The sequence below is a fragment of the Pseudoduganella sp. R-31 genome, from assembly GCF_049913235.1.
Lineage (GTDB): Bacteria > Pseudomonadota > Gammaproteobacteria > Burkholderiales > Burkholderiaceae_D > Rugamonas.
The window spans coordinates 3,911,338-3,930,484 of sequence record NZ_CP183986.1 but is presented as its reverse complement, the minus strand read 5'-3'; the positions used below and the strand labels follow the sequence as shown (position 1 = coordinate 3,930,484).

Sequence of the window (19,147 nt, the reverse complement as noted above, 5' to 3'; positions counted from 1 at the left end):
CCAAAATGGCCAGTAATCAAGAGGAAGTCCAGGCCGGTGCCAGCACGACCAACCAGGAATTGAGCCTGTTGGATCGCATCGTCCAAGAAGGAAAAATGGCAGTCGAGCCATCGCAAAGCCAATATGCGCGCCAGCTCCTGGGACAGTTCGCCACCCAGGTGCTGGACGAAGGCATGAAGAAGGCGCCCGACGTGGGCGTGGTTGCCATGATCAACGAGCGCGTGGCGCAGATCGACAAGATCCTGAGCGACCAGGTCAACGCGATCCTGCACGACGAGCGTTTCCAGGCCCTGGAGGCATCGTGGCGCGGGCTGCATGACATGGTGTTCGGCACCGAGACTGGTACGATGCTCAAGCTGCGCCTGCTGAATGTCTCGAAAAAGGAATTGTTGAAGGACCTGGAAGGCGCGGTCGACCACGACATGAGCGTGCTGTTCAAAAAAGTCTACGAAGAGGAATACGGCACCTTCGGCGGCAACCCGTACTCGCTGTTCATCGGCGATTACTACTTCGGCCGTCATCCGCAGGACATCGCGCTGCTCGAGCGCCTGTCCAAGGTCGCCGCGGCTGCGCATGCGCCGTTCATCGCGGCCGCTGCGCCATCGCTGTTCGACATGGGATCGTTCACCGAGCTGGGCGTGCCGCGCGACATGGCGAAGATCTTCGAAAGCGATGAACTGGTGTCCTGGCGCGGCTTCCGCGATTCGGAAGACTCGCGATATGTCGGCCTGGTGTTGCCGCGCTACGCCGCCCGCCTGCCGTATGGCGCCAAGACCAATCCTGTGGAGCAGTTCGCGTTTGAGGAAGACGTGAACGGCAAGGACCACAACAAATACCTGTGGGCGAATTCGGCCTACCAGCTCGGCCTGCGCATCACTGATGCCTTCGCCAAGCATAGCTGGACCACCGCGATCCGCGGCGTGGAAGGCGGCGGCAAGATCACCGGCCTGACAGCGCACACTTTCAAGACCGACGAAGGCGATATCGCCCTGAAGTGCCCGACCGAGGTGTCGATCACCGACCGCCGCGAAAAGGAGTTGAACGACCTTGGCTTCATCGCCGTAGTCAACTCGAAAGGTTCGGACATGGCCGCCTTCTTCGGCGGACAGACGGTCAGCAAGCCGAAGCTGTACAACAAGGACGAGGCGAATGCCAATGCTGCGCTGTCGTCGCGCTTGCCATACGTGCTGGCGGCTTCGCGCTTCGCCCACTATATCAAGGTGATCATGCGCGACAAGATCGGCAGTTTCCAGACCCGCGACAGTGTGGAGAACTTCCTCAACAACTGGCTGAGCGATTATGTGCTGCTAAGTCCCAATGCTTCGCAGGGCGAGAAGGCGCGCTTCCCGTTGTCGGAGGGACGGGTTGACGTCACCGAAGTGCCAGGCAAGCCCGGCGCGTATTCTGCCACCGTATTTCTGCGTCCGCACTTCCAGATGGAAGAGTTGACAACTTCGATCCGCCTGGTGGCACAACTGCCAGCGGCAGGGGCCTGATCGATCCTCTTCAATGCACGCCGTATGGAGGGCAGTCCTGCGATGCTGCCCATGCGGCAAAACTTTCAATGGAGTCTACGATGTCTGACGTATTCATTCTGGACCTGGGCGATAGCATCAAGGGGAACTGCGCTATAGATGGCTACGCCAATAAGATCATCATTAACTCATTCAGCCATGGCGCATATATTCCAATGGCGAACGACGCCGCGAATACCGAGCGCACGGCCGGTCGGCCCGTACTCTCTGAAATGGGGCTCGTCAAACTCTCCGATCTGTCCACCACGGAGCTGTTCAAAGCCTGTACGCGGGGAACCAAACTTGGAACCGCCAAACTGCATGTTGGACGCGTGGAAAATGGCGTGTACATGAATTTCATGACCTACACCCTTGACAACGCCATGATCTCGCAGATGAATTCAAGCGGTGGCGGCGCAACCGGAATTCCGGCCGATGCCTTCTCGATCAACTTCACCAAAATTAAAGCCGATTTCACCCAGCAGAAAACTGACTCTACTGCAAAAGGCACTGGTACCTGGAACTGGAATCTCGAGACGATGAAAGCTGATTGAGAGGCAAGTATGTCCCTGAACCGCCAACTGATCGATACCTTCGAGGAATCGCAATGCTCTGAAGCGTTTGAAAGGGCCAGGGACGAACCTCCGCCAGTCCTTCAACATGCCTGGGCAGATGCGGCCGTGCTGTTTTGGGAGGCAATGTGGGCGCTGGGCGCGATCGACGCCTCTCAGCCATTAATAATCCTCGACCTGGGGGCGCCCAGTGGGCTCATTGCGTGGGCGTTGCCCCGCCTGTTGGCAGAACGCCTGGAGCGTTCATCTCGCGCCGGAATGGCCATATCCTATAAACATTGCCCTGCAGACGGAGTCAAAGGACTTGATGTCGGGGGCAATCCCCTGGTTTGCGTTGGCTGGAAGTGCATGGGATCGCTTGCTTCAGCGCACTATGCGCTTGACCGCGGCAATGTCTACATTGCGGAAATGCAGGAACCGCCCAGTAGCGGGCATGCGGATGCGCTGCTTGCGTACTACGCCATCTGCTGCGGCAGATCGCCCGTAGTGTTGCCGCTGGCGGCGATTGAATGTGTTTCAGCACTGGCTAGCCAGAGTGGGGAGCGTTATCTTTTCTTAGGCGCGGACCTCGGGATTGTCAACGAACCGGCGTTACGGGAGCAGGTGATCGGCAGGGAGTACCTGAACCTGCACGCCCTCCTTCTCGACCGGACATGGCATGGGGCACGTACATGGTGCTGCCAGCCCGGCGACGCAGAACTGGCGACCTATCTTGTCGCGGGGAGCGTGGTACCACTCGCGGCTGTCGAGGTGATTGGCAAGATTCTCGAACAAGGGCAAGCCTACCGAAGCTTGGCCATAATGGAAGCGGCATCCTATCTGACGGCGCCAGCGGCGGCGAAACTTATTCCTGCCATGTTGGCGTCCACGTCTTACTTTCCTGCGCTGCTGCAGGTTTGCCCCCGCCACATAGATTTCAGCGCTCTCCATTCTGGTGTAGCGCAACAGTGGCGTGCTGTTCTCGAGCAGACATGGAACAACTATCGCACTCAAAGTGCTTTCGACCGCTTTTATCGGTGCGTGGCCGAATATTCCGCATCGGTTGGCGACTGGGGGTTGGCAAAGCAATGCATCGAGTCTGGTCTTCAACTTCACGGCGACAATCCAGTAGATCTGGTTTTCCTTGCGCGCTGTGAAAGCGCAAGTGGAAATTTGAATCGCGCCCACGATCTATTACTCCAGGCGGTCGCCCTTGCCCCATCCGATACAAATACACTAAGCGAACTGGAAGCGATCAAGCGGCGCTTGGCGGACGTGGGCCGACTGCCAGTTGATCCCGGACGCCGCGATCCATCCGGGGTTCTTGTATTGGAAGCACTGCACATGGACCATGCACCGGCACTCTTGCGTCAATATCGGGACCGAGGCATTGCGGCCATGGCCGGGCTGCCGGAACTGCAGACGCTGGCCCAGGTCAGGCAATGGATTCGCTCGCAGCGGCTTACGGGAGGACTTGCAGCACAGGCAATCATTCACCGGCGCTGGGGCTTGGTAGGTATGGTCTTTCTCCGCCGTAGCGGGCGCAATGCCTATTTCTACTTCTGGGCCGGTTGTGATTTCCAGGGGTGCGGATACGCTAGCAATGCCGCTCGTTTGCTCTTCGAAATGGCAAAGGAAGCGGGAGTCCATTCCGTGTACACCTCGGTACAAGAAGGCAATTATAGGTCTCGTCGCGCGTTGGATAGTTTGGGTTTCACTGCAATGGAAGTCTGCATCGAAGAAGATCAGCGGCTGCTTTTTATGCACAAATCCCTGGTCCCAGGTGTAACGCGTGAAGAAGTCGCCGAGTGGCAGTTACAAACACTGTGCAGGGAGATTGCGGCGCCTTTTCGTTTTGCTAGCGCGCCGGCTGTATTGCAATCGTCTTGCGCCTCGGGGCGATTCGAGTCTGCTAGAAAGGAAGAAGATATGAGTGCTTAATGGGAAAGCGGGGTAAATACGTTTGAACTAATTTAGGTCTGGCAACTATTACAGGAGATTTTCAGTTATGTTTCCATTCTTGATACCGATAGGTATGGCCGGATATCACGGCTATAAGAGTGTTCAGGCATTTAGCAACGGCAACTCTCGCGAGGGAGCGGTACATGCCGTGGGCGTCGTCACTTCCGGGATGGGCGGAATGATAGCGGTTGCTGGGCAGGTTCCCAGGGCGGTAACTGCTATCAGGATGGTGACCACTCAGGCACCGGGAGTGGTGAATTGGATGGCGCCACGCAATCCAGGGCAATGAACGAGTGTGGATAGGATCGGACTGCCTGTCTGATCCGGCATTTTTCAAAAAGGGGGCTCTGGCCCCCTTTGAATTGCGCTCAGTTGTTACGCGGCTGATACTTGTGTAACGCTGGCGGGAAACCCTAATATCAATTCAAGCCCTTTTGTCGACTAGCCTTGAAATGGTGCTCACATGAAGTTCATGTCATCGAATTCCGTATCACCGTTGTTCGACCGCCTCACGGGGATAGCTGATGCCGCAGGAGGTAGCCGCTTGCTGGATGCCGACGGTGTGCAGCAGTCGGTGTTGACCGACTTATCCAGGCTTTTCAATTCGCGAAACGGCCTGACGATAGAACAATTCCTGGGCGATAAGCCAAATTCTCTACATTACGGCCTGCCGGATACCCTGCGTCTGTCGCCCCAGTCTGCCGCCGACCTCGCCCAATGGGAACAGGTGGTGACGCGCGCTCTCGCGTTATATGAGCCGCGCCTGATGCACGTGGGGGTAAAGGTGGAGCCAGAGCCAGGCAAGCCCATTTCGGCGCGCATCAGGATTAGCGGCGCGGTGACACTGGGGCGACAGCAGCGACGGATGCATTTCAATTGTGTGCTGGACGGCCATGTGGCAGCCCTGGAGCCGGCGGCGTGAACCCGAGGGAGAAACCTGTGATCCGTGCTCAGGATGAACTGCTCGAATACTACCGCCGCGAACTGGCCTACCTGCGCACGCAGTCTGCCGACTTTGCGGCGCGCTACCCGAAGGTCGCGCATCGGCTGGTGTTGACGGGAGACGAGGCGGCCGATCCGCATACCGAGCACCTGATCCAGTCGGTGGCATTCCTGAATGCCCGCGTGCACCGTGAACTCGAGCGCGATTTTCCGACCGTGGCCGCTGCGATGCTCGACAACCTGTGCCCAAGCCTGACGCAGCCCGTGCCCGCCATGACTGTCATGCAGATGACGCTCGACCCAAGTGAGGGCAAGGTCACGGCCGGGATGCCGGTGAAGCGCGGCACCATGCTGTCCACCACAGCCGCGACGGGCGAACAATGCCGTTTCCAGGTGGGATGGGACACGACTTTGTGGCCACTGAGGGTCGGCGCCGTCGTGCAGGAAGATCCAAGGATCTTGCGCCTCGACCTGCGGTGCGATGGTGGTATCGATGTGGCGGAACTGGAGCTCGATACGCTGCGCCTCCATTTGTCGGGCGATTTGCTGACCACGATGCCCTTGCACGAGCTGTTGATCAGCGCACTGGAATATATAGAGGTAGTAGGCAGTGCTGGCGTCTATCGCATGTCTGCGCACCACCTGGTGGACGTGGGCTTCGCAGAGGATCAGGCAATGCTGGCGCGGCCGGGGCACGTCCACCCCGCATACTGCCTGCTACAGGAGTATTTCGCGTTTCCGCGCAAATTCCAGTTCTTTGACTTGTCCGGACTGCGCGGCCGCTTGGGGCGCGGCGCCGGCTTTTCAATACGCCTGGTGTTCACCCACAGTTCGGCGGTCTTGTCGCAGCTACGACCGGAAAATGTGCTGCTGGGCTGTCTTCCGGCCTTGAACCTTTTCCCGGTCACCAGCGAGCCGATCGTGCTGGACCGGCGCCATTATGAATACCTGTTGATTCCGGACCGCCGCCGCGATGCGGTGCTGGAAGTGCATTCGATCGTCTCAGTCAGTGCGGCGGACCCGCGTGGCGAACGTGGCGTGGAGATTCCGAGCGCGTTCGCAGTGACGGAAGGTGGTTCCAGCGGGGCGAAAGTGCGCTGGACGATGCGGCGAGAGGCTAGCCTGCGCAAAGGGATCAGCGGCAGCGACGTCTACCTCGGATTTGTCGACCGCAGCGATGTGCGGGCGGCGCTGGCCGAGCATGTGGTCTACGCCAGCCTGCTGTGCACCAACCGGTTGTTGGCTGAGCAGGTCTTGCCAGGCACGCGCTTCTGGGGCGATGGCGTGGCCAAGTCGACTACGGTGCGCGCGGTCTACCAGCCGAGTGCACCGCGCCAGCCGGCCCTGGGCAACGATGCGCTTTGGGCCCTGGTTGCGCTGCTGCGGCTGAACCACCGTTCATTGGCCGATGGCACGAACGGTGCGGCGACGCTGCGCGACATGCTGTCGCTGTTTGCCGGGAGCAGCGCGCGCGACCAGCTCCAGGTGCGGGGCATCAAGCGGCTGCATGCCCAGCCGGGAACGGCTCGCCTGGGCGGCGATTCGTGGCGTGGCCATTGCCGCGGCACCGACGTCACGCTGGAATTCGATGCCGCCGCCTTTGACGGAACCTCGCCGTTGGTGCTGGCGGGCGTCCTGGCGAGATTCTTTGCGCTGTACACCACAGCCAATTCCTTCGTGCGCCTGTCGGTACGGCGTGCCGGGGAAACCTGGAAGCAGTGGCCTGCAATGGCGGGGCGGCAATGCCTGACCTGATCGCACAACTGCGGGCTGCACCGCAGGATTTCAACCTGTTCCAGGCCATCAGCCTGGTGGAGCGCAGCGAGCCGGCGCGCAGCCCGGTGGGATGTGGCGTCGGCGCCAACGAGGCGCTGCGGCTGGCAGCGCAGGTGGACATGGCGTTTGCACCGAGCGATATCGCCAGCCTGGGCGAGAGCGCGCGCCCTGGACCACCGCTGACCTTGCGCACTGCGGCGCTGACGCTGGCCGGCGCGCAAGGCCCGCTGGCGGCGCCGTTCACCGAGTTGCTGCTGGCACGCCGCAGGGCGCGCGATGGCGCAGGGCTGGATTTCCTCGACATCTTCAACCAGCGCCTGATCGGGTTCTGGTATCGCGCCCGTTGCAAGCACCACCTGGCATTGCAAGGGACCGCTGCGCGGGCGCCGCTTCCGCGCAGCCTGGACGCCCTGTCGGGACTTGGCCTGGCGGAGGGCGCCCTTGGGCCAGGCGGTGAACTGGCCTGGTTGCGCCACGCGGGATTGCAAGGAGCAGCGCCTCGCTCGCTGGCGACTTTGCTGACGCTTTTGCGCGATCGCCTTGGCGTCGCATTCGAGGGAAGGCAGTTCGTCGGCCACTGGCATCCGCTGGCTGACTGCGACCGGGCGCGCCTGAGGGGACTTGGCGGCGGCCAGGCGGCGCAACGGCTTGGCGGCGGCGCCAGCCTGGGCGCGCGTGCCTGGGACCAGGCTGCGGGCATTGCGCTTCGCGCGCCATCCCTGGCGCCTGACCGTTTCGCGGCGCTGCTGCCGGACGGCCGGCAATGCGGTTTGCTGGGCTGGCTCGTAGCGCGTCACCTGCAGCGCGATGTCAAGGTGACGCTGGAACTGAAGCTGGCGGGCAGGCCGGAGTCCCGCTTGGGCGCGCAGCACGGGGGCGGACTTGCGCCACGCCTGGGACGCAGCGCATGGCTGTGCGGCCGCGCGGCGCCGTCTGGGCCGGGATGCGAATACCGGGCGGTGCGCTTCGTGCTGCCGGGACAAGGGAGCTAAGGCATGGAAGTCGATATCCGCAGCCTGTTGTCGCGCCTTGACCGCGAATGCCGGCGGGCCATGGACGCGGGCGCTGAACTGTGTGTCCAGCAAACCCATTTCAACGTCGAGGTGGAGCACTTCCTGATAGCGCTGATCGATGGCGCCGCCTCCGACCTGATGCTGCTGCTGAATCACTATGGCGTGAACGCCGATGCAGTGCGGCGACAGGTGCAGGATTGCCTGGATGGCTTCAAGCGCGGCAACGGTCGCACGCCAGCATTGTCGCCCCATTTCGCTGCCCTGTTCCGCGAAGCCTGGCTGACCGGTTCAATGCTGCTGGGGGCGCAGCAAATCCGCTCCGGTGCTGTGCTGCTTGCCATGCTGGATCTGGACAGCATGCGCGGCATGCTGATCGAGACCGCTCCGGCCCTGCTCGAGATCCCGCGTGAGCGGCTGAAAAACGAGCTGGCTTCGCTGCTGGGCGGCAGCGCCGGCGCCGAAGTGCGGCGCGGAGGAGCGCAGGCGGGCGGCTCGACGCCGGCCCTGGAGCAGTACACGGTCGACATGACGGCGTTGGCGCGCGCCGGGCGCATCGACCCGGTGCGCGGCCGTAACGAGGAAATCCGCCAGATTATCGATGTACTGCTGCGCCGGCGCCAGAATAATCCCATCCTCATCGGCGAGGCCGGCGTCGGCAAGACGGCCGTGGTGGAAGGTTTTGCCCAGCGCGTCGCCGACGGCAACGTGCCGGCCGCGCTGGCGGACGTGCGCGTGTGCGCGCTGGACCTGGCGCTGTTGCAGGCCGGCGCCGGGGTGCGCGGCGAATTCGAGCAGCGCTTGAAATCGGTGATTGCCGAGGTGCGTGCCGCTGCCGTTCCGGTGATCCTGTTCATCGACGAGGCGCACCAGCTGATCGGCGCCGGCGGCAGCGAAGGGCAGGGCGATGCCGCCAACCTGCTCAAGCCGGCCCTGGCGCGAGGGGAGTTGCGCACGATTGCGGCAACTACCTGGGCCGAATACAAGAAACACGTCGAGCGCGACCCTGCGCTGGCGCGGCGCTTCCAGGTAGTGAAGGTGGATGAACCGGCGCCGGAGGCGGCAATCGGCATGTTGCGCGGCATGGTAGGAACGTTGCAGCGGCACCACCAGGTGGAGATCCTGGACGAGGCTGTGCGCGATGCGGTGCGCCTGTCGCAGCGCTATATCGCAGGGCGCCAACTGCCGGACAAGGCGATCAGCGTGCTGGACACGGCCTGCGCCCGTGTCGCCATTGCGCAGGCCGGGACGCCGCCCGCGCTGGAGGCGCTTGAGCACGAGATGGTGCTGGCGCAGGAGGGGCTGCGCCTGGCGCGCCATCAGCTTGGGCGCGGCGAGGGTGATGCCGCCGAAGCGGCGCAGCTGGCGGGCGCCCTGGAACGCCTGGCTGCCCGTCGCGCAAGCCTGGTGGCCAAGGTGGCGGAGGAGCGCCGCGCCGTGGAGGAAATCCTGGCGTTGCGGCGCGAGATCGCGGCTCGCGCCGATGCCGGCAACGCCGGTGACGAAGAACAGCAGGCCCAGGCCGCCCGGTTGCAGCGCCTGCAGAAAGGCCTGGAAGCGATACGCGACGATGAACCGCTGGTGCCCGTGTGCGTCGATTCGGCCATGGTGGCGGGAGTGATCGCCGGCTGGACCGGCGTCCCGGTCGGGAAAATGCTGGCCGACGAGGTGCATGCGGTACTGGAGCTGAACGAGCGCCTGTGCGAGCGCATCGTCGGGCAGGACCAGGCGCTGGACACCATCGCCCGCCGGGTGCGTACCCTGCGCGCCGAACTTGACGATCCGGGCAAGCCGGCCGGCGTGTTCATGCTGGTAGGCCCGAGCGGGGTGGGCAAGACTGAAACCGCCTGCGCACTGGCCGACATCCTGTATGGCGGCGAGCGCAATATGATCACGATCAACATGTCTGAATTCCAGGAGGCCCACACCATCTCCAGCCTGAAGGGAGCGCCACCCGGCTATGTGGGCTACGGCAAGGGAGGCGTGCTGACCGAAGCCGTGCGGCGCCGGCCCTACAGCGTGGTCCTGCTGGACGAGATGGAAAAGGCCCATCCGGATGTGCTGGAGCTGTTCTTCCAGGTTTTCGACAAGGGCACTATGGAGGACGGCGAGGGCGTCGCGATCGATTTCAGGCACTGCATGATCCTGCTCACCTCGAATGCCGCGCAGGATGTGATTACCCGTGCCTGCCACAACGGTGCAGTGCCGGATCCAGCCGCCCTGGTGGAGTTGCTGCGGCCAGCCCTGCTGCGCCAGTTCAGCCCTGCCTTCCTTGGCCGCGTCGTGCTGGTGCCGTACTATCCGCTGGACGACGCCGGTATCGGCATGATCGTCGACATGAAGCTGGCCAGGCTGGCCGAACGCTTTACCGCCCACCATCGCGCCCGTTTCAGCTGGGACGATGCGGTGACGACCGCGATTGCGGCGCGCTGCACGGAAGTCGACAGCGGCGCGCGCAATATCGACTTCATCCTGACCCAGACCGTGCTGCCGCAATTGGCCAGCCAGGTGCTGGAACGGATCGCCACCGCTTCGGCATTCTCGGCCGTGCACATGTCGGTGGCGGGCACGCAGTTTTCCTATAGTTTCCGTGACAGTCCGATCGGGAGGGCGGCATGAAAACCGGCTTCAAACAGGCCGGCGGCCTGATGCAACTGACTTCGCCCTTCGGCGCCGACGACCTGCTGCTCGATAGCCTGGCTGGTAGCGAAGGCTTGTCCGAGCTGTTCGGGTTTACCCTGCATATGCGTTCCGCCAGCACCAGCCTGCGCGCGGCCGCCGCCGTCGGCAAGGAAATGACGGTCAGTATCGGCGGCCCTGGCGGCACACGCTACATCAGCGGGATGGTGATGCGTTTCGTGCAAAGCGGCGAGGATAAGGATTTTGCGCTCTACGAAGCGGAGCTGGTGCCGGCACTGTGGAAGCTGACCCTCTCGCGGGACCGCAAGATCTTTTCCAACCTGGGCGTGGACGCGATCATCAAGGATGTACTGGGTGGATTCGGCGTGGCCTTCGAGTCCCGGCTCGGCAAGAGCTATGCCAGCCGCGAATACTGCGTGCAATACGACGAAACCGCCTTCGACTTCATTTCACGGCTGATGGAACAGGCAGGCATCTGCTACTTCTTTACCTTTGCCGCCAGCGGGCACACCATGGTGCTGGCCGATGCATCGAGCCAGTTTGCCGACTGCGCCGGCGCTGCGAAGGTTCGCTTCTGGCCCGAAACGGGTATGCTGCGACCGGTCGATGCCGTCTCGCGTTTCGCACATGAGCACCGGATCGTGCTGCAGCAGGCGACCGTCAGCGATTATGACTTCGTCACCCCTGACACCTCGCTCGAGGGCAGTTTCCAGGCAACGGCGGGCATCGGCGCGAGTTATGAATTCGCCACAGGCCATGGCACGGTGGAGGCCGGCCGGGCGCTGGCCCAGTTGCAGGTGGAGGAGAGCCAGTGCGCGTCGGAAGTGCTGCACGGAGACAGCTTCTGCTATCCCTTCTGTGCTGGAACGCGCTTCACGCTGGCCGGGCATTTCGTCTCCGCGCTGAATGCCGACTTCGTGCTGCGCCGGGTCCGGCATACGGTGCGTGACGACGTATACAGCAACGCTTTCGAAGCGTTTCCCGGCGCCGTGCCGTTCCGTCCTCCGCGCCGGGCGCCGCTTCCCCGCATGGCCGGCTGCGAAACGGCCATGGTGGTGGGGCCTTCCGGGGAAGAGATCTGGACCGACAAGCACGGGCGCGTGAAAGTGCGCTTCCCGTGGGACCGCGCGGCCGCCGACGACAAGCGGGCGCCATGGATCCGCGTGGCGCAAGCCGCGGCGGGCAAGGGCGTTGGCGCATTCTTCCTGCCCCGCATCGGGCATGAAGTAGTGATCAGCTACGTGAACGGCGACCCGGACCGGCCGCTGGTGACGGGCAGCGTCTACAACGGCAACAACGTGCCGCCGGCAACACTGCCGGCAAACCAGACCCAGTCGATCTTGCGCACCTTGTCGTCGAAGCAGGGCAAGGCCGGCAACGAACTGCGCTTCGAAGACAAGAAGGACGCCGAGCAGCTCTACATGCATGCGCAGAAGGATATGGCGGTGGAGATCGAGAATGCCCTGGCCACGACGGTAAAGAAGGGCGTGGAACTGCACACGCTGGAAGAGGGCGACCGCACCATCGTCCTGAAAAAGGGCAAGGAAGTGCACCAGGTGGCCGGCAGCCGCGAACTGGCAGTGACGGGAGCCGAGACCCACGCCAACGAGGCCGCGTTCACACATACGGTCAAGGGCGACTACCAGCTGACGATCGACGGCAGCCTGACCATTTCCGTCAAAGGCGGCATCAAGCTGGTGTCGGACGACAGCCTGGCGCTCGAGGCGGCAAAAGCGCTGTCGGCCAAGGCTGGCACGGAGTTGAGCAACAAGGCCGGTACCGCGCTGCAATGCGAGGCAGGCACCGACCTGGGGTGCAAGGCAGGCAAGGCGCTGCAGTTGCAGGCCGGCCTGCAGATCGACCACAAGGCCCCCATCATCAACAGCAAGGCCGATGCCACCCAGACGGTGGAGGCGGGGGCGGTGTTGACGCTCAAGGGCGCCATGGCGAAGGTGAATTGAATGGAATCCCCACTGCAAACCGCCAGCAATAGCGCAGTGCCGACGGTGGTCGAAGAGCGCGACGCCGACGGCAACATACTGCTGCGCAGCGCCATGGCCAGCGGCGTCCTGCATGGCCCGCTGGAGCAGTTCTGGCCAGGCGGCCAGCTGGCGATGCAGGCCCATTTCGAGCACGGCAAGCTGCATGGGCCGATGACGCTGTACGACGCCGACGGCGCCCTGGTGCAACGCAGTGCCTTCCAGCGCGGGCTGGCGCATGGCCTGGTGGAGACCTATGTGCACGGCCGGCGGGTGATGGCGCAGACCATGGCCGAAGGCGTCGCCAGCGGGCCTGCGCTGTCCTATGACGAGGCAGGCCAGGTTACGGCGCGCCTGTCGCTGGAGTCGGGCCAGATCGAAGGGCCGGCTGCCTTCTTCCACGAAGGCCGGCAGGTGCGCAACTCGGTGTACCGCAGCGGCTTGCTGGAGGGCGAGTCGGTCGACCTGGACGCGGAAGGGCAAGTGGTGCAGCGCTGCAGCTACCGCGCCAACCTGCTGCATGGTTCGCTGCGCCGCTACTGGCCCAACGGGGCGCTGATGGAGGAAGTGCTGTATCGCGACGGCGTTCCGGTGGGGCCGCCGGTGCGCTTCAATGCGCAGGGGGGACGGCTGGGCAATGCCGAAGCGGCGCCGGCCCTGATGGAACGCATCAAACGACTACTGAGGGGCGACTGATGGGACAACAAGTATGCGCTGGAGCGATGCTCAAATGCTCGTTCGGGCTGGCGCCCGGCACTCTGATGGTGCCGCCGGCCAGCCAGGTCGTATCGACGATGCCCGATGCGAATGTCATGGATTGCAAGCCGATGGTGAACATCCTGCCGTTCGGCATGTGCACTTCGCTGGGCAATCCGCAAGTGGCGGCGGCGACTGCTGCGGCACTGGGCGTGTTGACGCCGATGCCTTGCGTGCCGATGACCAGTGCTCCCTGGATGCCCGGTTCGCCGACAGTCCTGCTGGGCAAGCTGCCGGCGCTGAACAATGCCTCCAAGCTGATGTGCATGGCCGGCGGGGTGATCGAAGTATGCGTGCCGGGTCAGGCCACGGTGTCCGTGCCCTGAACCCGGATCCGGACAGACAGGTGCGATGATGGAATACCGATTGAGCCTGACACCCCGCCTGCTGGCAGTGGGATCATGCGGCGTGGTGGCCTTGCTGGTGCTGATGTTTGCGCTGGGCTTCCAGTTCGGCGTGCGCATGTCGGAGGCGGCCGTACATGCGCCGCAAGTCCTGGCAGCGGCGCCGCAATCGGCCGCCCCGGCCGTGGCCGCGCCGCCGGCCCCGGTCGCGCAGGAGGCGCCATGAACGCCCGCCTGGCCCGCCTGGCATCCCCGGTGCTGCTGGCCATGGGCCTGATGTCCGCGCCCGCAACGTCGGCGGCGGCAACAGCCAGTGCTGCGCTGCCGCCGGCCTCGCCGCTGGTACGCACCGCCGATGGCCGCCTGCTGGCGCCCGATATCGCCCGCATTGTCGAGCGTGGCGAGCTGGTGATCGCCATGTACCAGGTCGACAGCCCGCCGTTCTACGCGCAGAAGGACGGCGTGATGAGCGGGTTCGACATCGAGCTGGCGCAGGCGATTGCCGGGGAACTGGGCGTGAAGCTACGCTTCGACCGCAGTTCCAGCAGCGTCGATGCAGTGGTGGAAATGGTCGGCAACGGCCAGGCCGACCTGGGCATCAGCCGCCTCGGGCGCACCTTGCGGCGCAGCCAGATGGTGCTGTTTTCGACGCCCTACCTGGTGCTGGGCCACGCCATGCTGATCCACCGTGTACGCTTCGCCGAAAGATACGGCAAGCAGCCGTTGAAGGAAGCCATGCGCAACTTCGAAGGACCGTTGGGCGTGATGGCCAACACATCGTGGGTGGAGTTCGCCCGGCGCGACTTCCCGGCGGCCCGCTTGCAACCGTATCCCACCTGGCAGGCGCTGGTCGATGCGGTGCGCCGCGGCGAAGTGCTGGCCGCCTATCGCGACGAGCTGGCAGTGCGCGAGGTGCTGGAGCAGGACCCGCGCCTGGCGCTCAGCCTGCGCACGGTGACATTCACCGATGCGCAAACGGCGCTGAGCGTGATGGTGGGCGTGCGCGACGGCACCTTGCTGGCGTTCGTCAATGAGGTGATTGCATCGCGCGCCGGCAGGCGCCCTCCCGGCGACAGGAGGATCAAGCCATGAGCGCACTGGCCCAGCTTGCCGGCCCGCTGCCCGCAGCTGCCTGGCGGCGCGTGCGGTCCCTGGCCATCAATCCTTTGGTGGTCCTGGCCTGCGTGCTGCTGGGAGGGGCGATCGGCTGGGCCGCTCCGGCGGCCGGCCTGCGCCTGGCGGTAGTCGGCAGCGTCTACGTCAACCTGCTGACCATGGTGGTGCTGCCGTTCATGATGTCGGCCGTGGTGCTGAGCCTGCAGACCCTGTACCGCGAAGGCGGCACCGGCAAGATTGCGCGGCGCGTGGTGCTGGTGTTCGTGCTGCTGGCACTGGCGGCCGCCGTGCTGGCTACTGCCGGCACGCTGGTGCTGCACCCGGGCGAGAACCTGTCGAACGCCACAAGGCAGGAGCTGGGCCAGCTGGTTGGCGGCGATGCCGACCAGACCAATACCGCCATGGCCTTGCACCAGGCGGATGTCGCGCCGCCGGCGGCGACGGCGCAGGACATCGTACGGCGGCTGGTGCCTTCGAATATCTTCGCGGCCCTGGCCGAAGGCGAAACCCTGAAAGTGCTGGTTTTTGCGTTGTTGTTCGGGGTATCGGTCGGACAGGTTCCGGAACGCATCGCCGGCGGCCTGCAACAGGCGCTGCAATCCGTGTACGAAGCCTGCCAGACCTTGACGCGCTGGATCAACCTGCCGCTGCCGCTGGTCGTGGTATGCATGACAGCCGGCCAGGTGGCGCATACCGGCGTCGTTGCGATGGCGGCAATGGCCGGCTATGTGCTGGGCTTCCTGTTCGTCAGCGCCCTGGTGATCTGCCTGGCCGTGCTGTTGCTTCGCCAGCGCGCAGGCGGTGAGCTGAAACCGGTGTTGAAGGCCATGCGCGAACCGTTTGCGCTTGGCGTGGCAACCAACAACAGCGCCGCCTGCATGCCGGCCATGGTGGAGGCGCTGGCGGGCCGCCTGGGCTTTGCGCGGGCCCGCGTGGAATTGCTGGTGCCGCTGTGCACGGCCCTGCTGCGCGCCGGCCCGGTCGTCTATTTCGTCAGCGGCACCATGTTCATCGCGGCCCTGTACGGGCGTACGCTGGGGCCGGGAGAACTGGTGCTGCTGGCAGCGGTGGCGGCGCTGACCGGCTTCGCTTCGTCCGGCATGGGCGGAGTGGCGACGGTAGCGCTGATGGGCACGGTCTGCGCGTACTTCTCGCTGCCGTTCGAAGCAGCCTTCGTGCTTTTTGTTGCGGTCGATCCGCTGTGCGCGATGGCGCGTACCGCAGTGAGCGTGCTGGTGGGCTGCGCTGCGGTGTCGTTGATCTGCGCTCGGCCGCTCGGCCTGTGAGGGACATGCCATGAAAGCGCTGCACGCCATCCTGCACCAGCCAGCGGCCTTGCTGGCAGCCATGCTGCTGGGAGCGTGGTGCGGGCTGGCCTGGCCTGCCGCCAGTCCGCTGTTTGCGGCGCTGGCGGCACTCTACCTGTCACTGGTGCAGGCTGCCACGCTGCCGTTCCTGGTCTTGGCCGTGTATTTCGGCCTGCAGCGCAGCGTCGCCGGCGGGGCGCCTTGGGGGCGCCTTGCCTGGCTGCTGGCGGCGGGGCTGGCCGGCATGCTCGCCTGTGCGCTGGCGGGGGCCCTGCTGACCAGCGCCGCGGCCGGTGGCGCCGGCATGGCCCCGGACAAGGCGGCGGCGCTGGGCCGCCTGACAGCGCGCGCTGAGATCGGGGCGCCGATCAGCCTGCGCGGCGATGCGCCGCCGGCGGCCATGCCGGCGGCGCCCGACCTGGTGCCGGCCAACCTGTATGCCGCCCTGGCGGCGGGCGCCGTGCCTTCGGTGCTGGTGGGCGTGATCCTGTTCGGCGCCGCGGTCGCCGCACAGAAAATGGAGAGGGCGGCGCAACTTGGCAGCATCCTTGAGGCAGTCTACCGCGGCCTGGAAGGGGTGATCGGACTAGTCAATACCGGCCTGCCGCTGATCGCCTTCGTGCTGGCGGCGGCCGCAGTTGGCGCCGCCGGCACGGAAATCAGCCTGCTGGGCGGCTTCCTTGGAAGCTGGGCCGTGGCGGCGCTGCTGGCATCGGGCCTGGCGCTGGCGGCCCTGTGCTGGCGGCTCAAGTCGGCGCCGGCGCCGGTGCTGACGGCATTGCGCATGCCGCTGACAGTGTGCCTGTTCTCGCCGGTAGGCACGGCCGCGCTGCCGGAATTCATCGAAGCGCTCAGCGTACGGCTCGGCTTCCCGCGCGGCACGGTGGAATTGCTGGCTTCCGCATTTCCGGTGTTCGCGCGCAGCGGCGAAGCGCTGTTCCATGCGGTGCTGGCTGTCTACGCGGCCAATATCTACGGCCATGCCCTGGCCTTGCAGGACCTTGTGCTATTGGCCCTGTTGTCCTGTTGGTTCACGCTGGCCACCAGCGGCCTGCCGGGCGCCAAGGCCGCGCTGTGGTCCGGCGTGCTGCAGGCGCGCTTCGGGCTGCCGCTGGATGCCCTGTTGCCCGTCCTGGTGGCAGTTGAAGTGCTGTGCGAAGGCACCCGCAGCCTGGTGTCCTACCTTGCCGCGGCAGCCCTGGTGGCCCTGGCTGCCGAGCCGGGACGCTTGCCGGCGGCAACGGCGCGCGACAGCGTGCAAGGGGCGTCCGTGGTGCTGGTGCTGGGGCGGCGGCAGGCGGTACTGAGCCTGCTGCTGTTGGGCGGCACCTTGCTGCTGGTCTTTTGCGCCGGGCTCGGGGCCGGCCTGCGCAAGCATCTGCTGGCCACTTTTTAGGAGATGCCATGAGATACGCGAAGCCTGCCGCCCACCTGCTGGCGGCGTTATTGGCGGCCGGCGTGCTGGCCGCCTGCGGCACGCTGGCCAGCCTGGCCGGCGGCCCGCGTCCGCAAGCGCCGCGCTGGCAGACGCTGGCCCTGGCCGCCGCCGACAATGCCAATGGCAATAGCGCGCTGGCGGTCGACGTGGTGCTGGTCAAGGACAAGGGCGTGCTCGATACACTGGCCGCCATGCCGGCCGCGCGCTACTTCGCAACGCGCGCCGACCTGCAGCGCACCTTTCCCGAAGCGCTGACCGTGCTGGCGGTGGAAATCACGCCGGGCCAGGTCATCCAGCTCGAGCCGAAGCGCTTCGGCGCGGAACGGGCCTGGGCCGCGCTGGCCTTCGCCAACTACGCGGCGCCGGGCGAACACCGCGCACGGCTGCTGCTCGAACGCGGCGGCTATGTCCTGCAACTGAACGCCCAGGGCTTTGTCGCGAGCGACATCCGGCCCGGCGCCGCCCACTGAAAGAAGGAGCCGCCATGGCCGAAGCACGCTTGTCCGAACATATCCAGTGGCATGAAGGAATGCTCCTGGCGCCCCAGCATTTCCAGCAGGAGAGTGCGCGCGTCGACGCGCTGGTGGGCTGGCAAACCCTGGCCGGCCAGCCGGCCGCCTGGGGCGTGCGGCGGCTGGAAGTCGACGAAGCGCTGCTAGGCAACGGCCTGCTGCGCATTACCGCCATCGAGGCCATCCTGCCGGACGGCATGGCGGTGCACTACGACGCGGCGCTGGCCCAGGGCCATGCGCTGCAGCTGGACCTGGCTCAATACCGCAACAGCATGGAACAGCAGCCATTGCCGGTCTACCTGGCGGTCGGCAGCGCGCGCTCGCTGCGGCTGGTGGGCCAGCCGGCCCGGTTCCGCCGCATCGCGGGCAGCCTGGTCGAGGACGAAGTGTCGGAGGCGCTGGCCGAAGAAGTGCCGCGCATGGCGGCCAACCTGGCGCTGATGGCCGGCACGACGCCGGGCGCCGCCTACGTCTCGCTGCAGCTGATGCAATTGATGCGCGAGAACGAGGCGGTGCGGCGCGCGCCGTTCTGGCCGGCGCAACTGACGGTGGCGCCGCAGGCGCCGCTGCTGGAGCGTGCCAAGGCGCTTGCGGCGCAGATGCGCAGCAAGGCGCTGTTCCTGGCACGCCAGAGCGCAGCCGGTTCTTCGTTGCCGGAAGAGAGGCTGGCCTTGCTGGAACTGCGCTCGCGCCTGGCCAGCCTGACGCTGCACCTGCCGCTGTTGGAAGCAGCTGTCTTCGCACCGCAGGTGCAGCCCCTGCCGCTCTACCTGGCGCTGTGCGCGCAACTGGGGCCGCTGGCTGCGCTGCGTCCCGGGGCGGTGCCGCTGGCGCCGCCGGTGTACCTGCATGCGGACAGCCATGGCGCTTTCGAACAGGTGCTGGACAACCTGGAAGACCTGGCCGGGGAAGTGAGCCAGGAATGGCGCAGCCACACCTTCCGCGACGAGGGGCGGGTATTTGCCTTGCCGATCGAGGAAGCATGGCTGGGTGCGCGCCTGGTGGTGGGCTTGCGCGGCCAGGACGAGCGCGGCTTGCAGGACTGGATGGAACGCGCAGTGATCGGTTCGCGCACGGTATCGACGTCGCTGGCCGAACGCAGGGTGCCCGGCGCGGCGCGCTGGCTGATCGACGGCGCGCCCGAACTGGGCCTGCGCGGCGGCGCCGGCTGGAGCCTGTTTGCCATCGAAGCGGCGCCGCAGTTCATCGTGGCGGGACAGGACCTGCTGCTTAGCAACCAGCTGGAGCACTCGCAAGCCGGCCGCCCGCGCGAAGTGGTGCTCTTTGTGAAAGACTGATC

16 protein-coding genes are annotated in these 19,147 nt (G+C 65.2%); all 16 read left to right on the top strand.

Features of this window, described 5'->3' with window-relative positions:
• Window positions 1-5 precede the first annotated feature (5 nt).
• The 16 genes from tssC (at window position 6) to tssK (ending at window position 19,145) form a co-directional block, all read left to right on the top strand.
• Window positions 6-1,496, top strand: a complete 1,491-nt coding sequence (gene tssC / locus ACN9MY_RS17815) for a type VI secretion system contractile sheath large subunit (RefSeq protein WP_426318145.1) — start codon at window positions 6-8, stop codon at window positions 1,494-1,496.
• Between the two features lie 80 nt (window positions 1,497-1,576).
• The gene (locus ACN9MY_RS17810; protein WP_426161786.1) at window positions 1,577-2,068 is read left to right on the top strand and encodes an Hcp family type VI secretion system effector; all 492 of its coding nucleotides are present in this window, start codon (window positions 1,577-1,579) and stop codon (window positions 2,066-2,068) included.
• Between the two features lie 9 nt (window positions 2,069-2,077).
• Window positions 2,078-4,006 carry a GNAT family N-acetyltransferase gene (locus ACN9MY_RS17805; protein WP_426318144.1) on the top strand — a complete coding sequence of 643 codons (1,929 nt, stop codon included), beginning with the start codon at window positions 2,078-2,080 and terminating at the stop codon, window positions 4,004-4,006.
• A 484-nt stretch (window positions 4,007-4,490) separates the two neighbouring features.
• Entirely contained in the window at window positions 4,491-4,949 is a 459-nt protein-coding gene (tssE, locus tag ACN9MY_RS17800) for a type VI secretion system baseplate subunit TssE (RefSeq protein WP_426318143.1), read from the top strand.
• Window positions 4,950-4,969: 20 nt separating this feature from the next.
• A complete protein-coding gene (tssF, locus tag ACN9MY_RS17795) occupies window positions 4,970-6,724 on the top strand; it encodes a type VI secretion system baseplate subunit TssF (RefSeq protein ID WP_426323779.1) in 1,755 nt (584 codons plus the stop codon).
• Entirely contained in the window at window positions 6,712-7,737 is a 1,026-nt protein-coding gene (gene tssG / locus ACN9MY_RS17790; RefSeq protein ID WP_426318142.1) for a type VI secretion system baseplate subunit TssG, read from the top strand. Before tssF ends, tssG begins: the two co-directional genes overlap by 13 nt.
• Before the next feature lie 3 nt (window positions 7,738-7,740).
• Window positions 7,741-10,374, top strand: coding sequence for a type VI secretion system ATPase TssH (gene tssH / locus ACN9MY_RS17785; RefSeq protein WP_426318141.1), 2,634 nt, complete (start codon window positions 7,741-7,743; stop codon window positions 10,372-10,374).
• Window positions 10,371-12,356: a type VI secretion system Vgr family protein gene (locus tag ACN9MY_RS17780; RefSeq protein WP_426318140.1), complete on the top strand. Its 1,986-nt coding sequence runs from the start codon at window positions 10,371-10,373 to the stop codon at window positions 12,354-12,356. Before tssH ends, ACN9MY_RS17780 begins: the two co-directional genes overlap by 4 nt.
• Window positions 12,357-13,070: a toxin-antitoxin system YwqK family antitoxin gene (locus ACN9MY_RS17775; RefSeq protein ID WP_426161779.1), complete on the top strand. Its 714-nt coding sequence runs from the start codon at window positions 12,357-12,359 to the stop codon at window positions 13,068-13,070.
• Window positions 13,070-13,456: a DUF4280 domain-containing protein gene (locus ACN9MY_RS17770; protein WP_426161778.1), complete on the top strand. Its 387-nt coding sequence runs from the start codon at window positions 13,070-13,072 to the stop codon at window positions 13,454-13,456. The genes ACN9MY_RS17775 and ACN9MY_RS17770 overlap by 1 nt, the downstream gene beginning before the upstream one ends.
• A 40-nt stretch (window positions 13,457-13,496) precedes the next feature.
• Entirely contained in the window at window positions 13,497-13,700 is a 204-nt protein-coding gene (locus tag ACN9MY_RS17765) for a hypothetical protein (RefSeq protein WP_426161777.1), read from the top strand.
• Window positions 13,697-14,566 (top strand): substrate-binding periplasmic protein, encoded by an 870-nt coding sequence (locus ACN9MY_RS17760; RefSeq protein WP_426318139.1) that lies wholly within the window; start codon window positions 13,697-13,699, stop codon window positions 14,564-14,566. Before ACN9MY_RS17765 ends, ACN9MY_RS17760 begins: the two co-directional genes overlap by 4 nt.
• Window positions 14,563-15,876: a dicarboxylate/amino acid:cation symporter gene (locus ACN9MY_RS17755; protein ID WP_426318138.1), complete on the top strand. Its 1,314-nt coding sequence runs from the start codon at window positions 14,563-14,565 to the stop codon at window positions 15,874-15,876. The genes ACN9MY_RS17760 and ACN9MY_RS17755 overlap by 4 nt, the downstream gene beginning before the upstream one ends.
• Before the next feature lie 10 nt (window positions 15,877-15,886).
• Window positions 15,887-17,293: a cation:dicarboxylate symporter family transporter gene (locus ACN9MY_RS17750; protein WP_426318137.1), complete on the top strand. Its 1,407-nt coding sequence runs from the start codon at window positions 15,887-15,889 to the stop codon at window positions 17,291-17,293.
• Window positions 17,294-17,301: 8 nt separating this feature from the next.
• Window positions 17,302-17,805, top strand: a complete 504-nt coding sequence (locus tag ACN9MY_RS17745) for a hypothetical protein (protein WP_426161773.1) — start codon at window positions 17,302-17,304, stop codon at window positions 17,803-17,805.
• 14 nt (window positions 17,806-17,819) lie between these two features.
• The gene (gene tssK / locus ACN9MY_RS17740) at window positions 17,820-19,145 is read left to right on the top strand and encodes a type VI secretion system baseplate subunit TssK (protein ID WP_426318136.1); all 1,326 of its coding nucleotides are present in this window, start codon (window positions 17,820-17,822) and stop codon (window positions 19,143-19,145) included.
• Window positions 19,146-19,147 lie beyond the last annotated feature (2 nt).